This window comes from Paenibacillus sp. OT2-17 (assembly GCF_009827695.1).
Taxonomy (GTDB): Bacteria; Bacillota; Bacilli; order Paenibacillales; family Paenibacillaceae; genus Paenibacillus; species Paenibacillus polymyxa_B.
This window is the reverse complement of the sequence record NZ_WUDQ01000363.1, coordinates 1-3765: the sequence shown is the minus strand read 5'-3', so window position 1 is coordinate 3765 and position 3765 is coordinate 1. Positions and strand designations below refer to the sequence as shown.

Below are 3765 nucleotides of genomic sequence, written 5' to 3'. Positions count from 1 at the left end.
TGTGCTCCTGACCCGATACCGTTCGCTGAATGCTTTGCTAACGGGTGAAGAGACCGCAGTAACGCTCGGTGTGAACGTACAGGCGTTCCGCGTATTACTGGTTGTTGTGGCGTCTCTTTTAACCGGGGCCGTCGTATCAGTTAGTGGCTCGATTGGCTTTGTCGGGCTTATGATTCCGCACATCGTTAGGCTGATAGTGGGATCAGATCATCGGCGTGTACTGCCTGTCAGTCTGTTGGCGGGAGCTATTTTTGTCGTGTGGGCTGATGTATGTGCCCGGCTCGTGCTGGCTCCACAGGAGCTGCCGATTGGTATTGTGACGGCTGTGTGCGGAGGACCCTTTTTTGTGTGGCTGCTGCGTCGTAGTTCCTACTCGTGTGGAGGCGAAAAATGAATATAGAAGTCGAGTGCGTGACCTTCAGTATTCACGACAAACGGCTGATCGACGGCATCTGTCTCCAGGTAAAAGCAGGGGAGCTGGTCGGATTGATCGGTCCGAATGGCAGCGGGAAATCGACGTTGCTCAAAAATATGTATCGTGTGCTAAAGCCTGACAGTGGTTTGGTTACGTTGGATGGCCAGGATATGCTGCGGATGAAGTATAAAGAGACGGCCCGACAAATGGCAGTGGTGAGTCAGGATGCGCCGCAAACGTTTGATTTTTCAGTACGGGACATCGTGCTGATGGGGCGCCATTCGCATAAGAAACTGCTGGAAGCAGATACTGTCGTCGATCATGAACTGGTCGAGCAGGCGCTGGAGCGGGTAGGCATGGATGCTCAGGCAGATCAGGGCTTTGCCACCTTGTCCGGCGGAGAAAAGCAACGGGTATTGATCGCCAGAGCTTTGGCCGGGCAGGCGAGATTTCTTGTTTTGGATGAGCCGACGAATCATCTGGATATCAGGTATCAGTTGCAAATTTTGGATTTGGTCAAAAAACTTCGGATAACTACGCTAGCTGCACTACATGATTTGAATTTGGCGGCATTTTATTGTGATCGAATGTATGTATTAAAAGAAGGCAAAGTGGTAGCCTCTGGCATAACGGAGGATGTGCTTCAGCCAGACCTGCTGTGGAGTGTATTCGGTGTGGAGACAGAAATCTGCATTCATCCAAAAACCGGGAAGCCGAATATTACCTTTTTACCGGATTCTCTCAGGAGAGGAGGCTATCCAATAACGTCAACAGAATAGGTGATACGATGAGGTAAGATATACTACAAATAAAAGAGGAGACGGTACATATGAAAAAATATAGCAAGCCCGCGTTACCGCTGGTTATGCTCGCTTTGGCGATGATGCTGTTGTTATCAGCCTGCGCAGCAGGAAACACAGCTCAAACAAGCGATCCATTGGCAAACGGGCAGCAACCTGCCGCATTGCAATCGGCAACCAATAAGACGTCGGTAGAGCTTGAGAACATGGGCGTTAAAATGGTATTTCCCGAGGCGCCCAAACGCGCGGTTACATTGAACCAGCATGCAACTGAGGTTATGCTGGCCCTTGGACTGGAATCCTCTATGGTAGGAACTGCGTATTTGGATGATCAGATTTTGCCAAAATATAAGGCTCAATATGACAAAATCCCGGTACTGGCCGGACAATATCCGTCCAAAGAGGTGTTTATGGCCGCTGCACCGGATTTTGCCTATGCGGGCTGGAAGAGTGCCTTTAATGATAAAAATCTGAGTTCCCGTGAGGAGCTAGCCAAACAAGGGGTGCTGACCTATGTACAGGAGTCCTCCAATAAACCGGGTCCCACGTTAGAAGATGTGTATCAGGATATACTAAATATTGGGCGTATTTTCAGGGTTGAGGAGCGTGCAGAAAAGCTGGTAAATGACATTCGTGAACAAGTGCAGTCCATTCAGACTCAAATTGGTATTGTTGAACAGCCACCCAAGGTGTTTGTCTATGACAGCGGAGAAGACAAGCCCTTTACGGCTGCCAACAATTACCTAACGTCTTTGATTGAAAGTGTGAAGGCGAAAAATATTTTTGATGATATCGACAAAAGTTTTACCGAGGTAAGCTGGGAAGAGGTTGTGAACCGTAACCCTGATGTGATCGTCATCCTCGACTATGGTGATACTTCACTGGCTGATAAAGAGAAGCTGCTCCTGAGCAAGCCTGCGCTGGCTGGTGTGGAAGCGATCAAAAATAAACGGTTTATCGTGCTGCCATTATCCGCAGCGGCTGAAGGCGTGCGCGCTCCGATCGCATTGAAAACCTTGGCTGCAGGCTTGTACCCGGACAAAGTGAAGTAAACAAACAAAAGAGTTGCCAAAACATTGACGAACCTTGCCTAAACTGTTAAACTTGCTAATGCGTAAAGGTTACGTTTATCAAACGCTTATTTTTTTATTACCAAATCGTAATAATTACGGTAGATGGTTTAATGATCATAAACGACCTGGAGAATCTGCGCAAATGATGATCGCTCAGATGGCTCCAGGCTTTTTAAAGGAAAAGGAGATTTGCGTCATGTTATTGGCCTCATTGGAACAGGTCACATTTGGCTACGGAGACGTTCCTAACTTGGTGGATGCCAATGTTGAAATTTTTTCGGGAGAATTTGTAGCCATTACCGGACCGAATGGTGCTTCCAAATCAACCATGCTCAAACTGTTGCTCGGCTTGCTTCAGCCTTGGAAGGGCAAGGTGTTCATGTCTAACCGTACAGGTGAAGGCAAAAAGCTCGTTGTTGGATTTGTATCCCAACAAATTGCTGCTTTCAATGGCGGATTTCCAAGTACGATTTTGGAATTTGTCCGTTCAGGAAGATATACTCATGGCTCTTGGTTACGCCGTATGCGGTCTGAGGATCATGATCTGACTGAGCAGGCGCTACGTCAAGTAGGCATGTGGGATTTGCGTCACCGTAAAATCGGAGAATTGTCGGGTGGACAGAAGCAGCGTATTTGTGTGGCAAGAGCACTCGCTCAGGAATCGGATTTGCTCATTTTGGATGAGCCTACGACCGGAATGGATCAGGAAAGCCGCCATCATTTCTACGATCTGATGAATCAGCAGGTTAAGGAATATGGAAGAACTGTGGTCATGGTGACCCATGGACTATCGGAAGTGCAACATTATCTGGATCGAATTATTGAGCTTGAGAGGAAGGAAGATGGCGGATGGAAATGCTGCACTACGACTTCATGCAGCGGGCATTTTGTGCCGGTGGGGTAATTGCACTGCTGGCCTCGGTGCTTGGAGTATACCTGATGCTACGGCGTCAGGCTCTCATGGCGGACATGCTATCGCATGTATCGCTGGCAGGGGTGGCAGCGGGTGCCTATTTAGGCATTAACCCAACGATAACTGGATTTATTGTTGCCGTATCGGCGCGATTATCGTTGAATACGTCCGCAGGTCTTATAAAACATATAGTGAGATATCTGTGGCTATTATTATGGTAGGTGGCCTCTCGACGGCCGTTATTTTAATGAATCTGAATCAGAGCATCAACAAAGGGTTTTCCGCTTATTTGTTCGGTTCGGTAGTAGCGGTCAATCAGACAGAGCTGATGTTGATGATTGTAGTGGCTGTGATCGGAGGTATTTTCTTTTTTGTATTCCGGCGTCCATTGTATCAGATTACCTTTGATGAAGAAACGGCGAAGACTAATGGTCTTCCTGTCAAGTCCATCTCATTTGCATTTAGTATTTTAACAGGGATGATTGTAGCTGCTGCAATGCCGATTGTCGGTGTACTGCTTGTCTCCTCACTCATCGTGCTCCCTGCGGCGCTGGCGATTCGAAT

General features: G+C 47.8%; 4 protein-coding genes and 1 pseudogene. All 5 read left to right on the top strand.

The annotated features are described in order from the left end of the window. Positions 1-394, top strand: a 394-nt coding sequence (locus tag GRP75_RS21255) for a FecCD family ABC transporter permease (RefSeq protein ID WP_160790290.1), incomplete at its 5' end; no start/stop codon positions are given. Further along, entirely contained in the window at positions 391-1194 is an 804-nt protein-coding gene (locus tag GRP75_RS21250) for an ABC transporter ATP-binding protein (protein ID WP_028542350.1), read from the top strand. The genes GRP75_RS21255 and GRP75_RS21250, both read left to right, overlap by 4 nt. 50 nt (positions 1195-1244) lie before the next feature. After that, positions 1245-2267 carry an ABC transporter substrate-binding protein gene (locus GRP75_RS21245; protein WP_160790289.1) on the top strand — a complete coding sequence of 341 codons (1023 nt, stop codon included), beginning with the start codon at positions 1245-1247 and terminating at the stop codon, positions 2265-2267. 217 nt (positions 2268-2484) lie between these two features. Continuing rightward, positions 2485-3192 (top strand): metal ABC transporter ATP-binding protein, encoded by a 708-nt coding sequence (locus GRP75_RS21240; protein ID WP_025724201.1) that lies wholly within the window; start codon positions 2485-2487, stop codon positions 3190-3192. Beyond that, positions 3138-3765, top strand: a pseudogene (locus GRP75_RS21235) (metal ABC transporter permease); the annotation flags it as partial. The gene GRP75_RS21240 and the pseudogene GRP75_RS21235, both read left to right, overlap by 55 nt.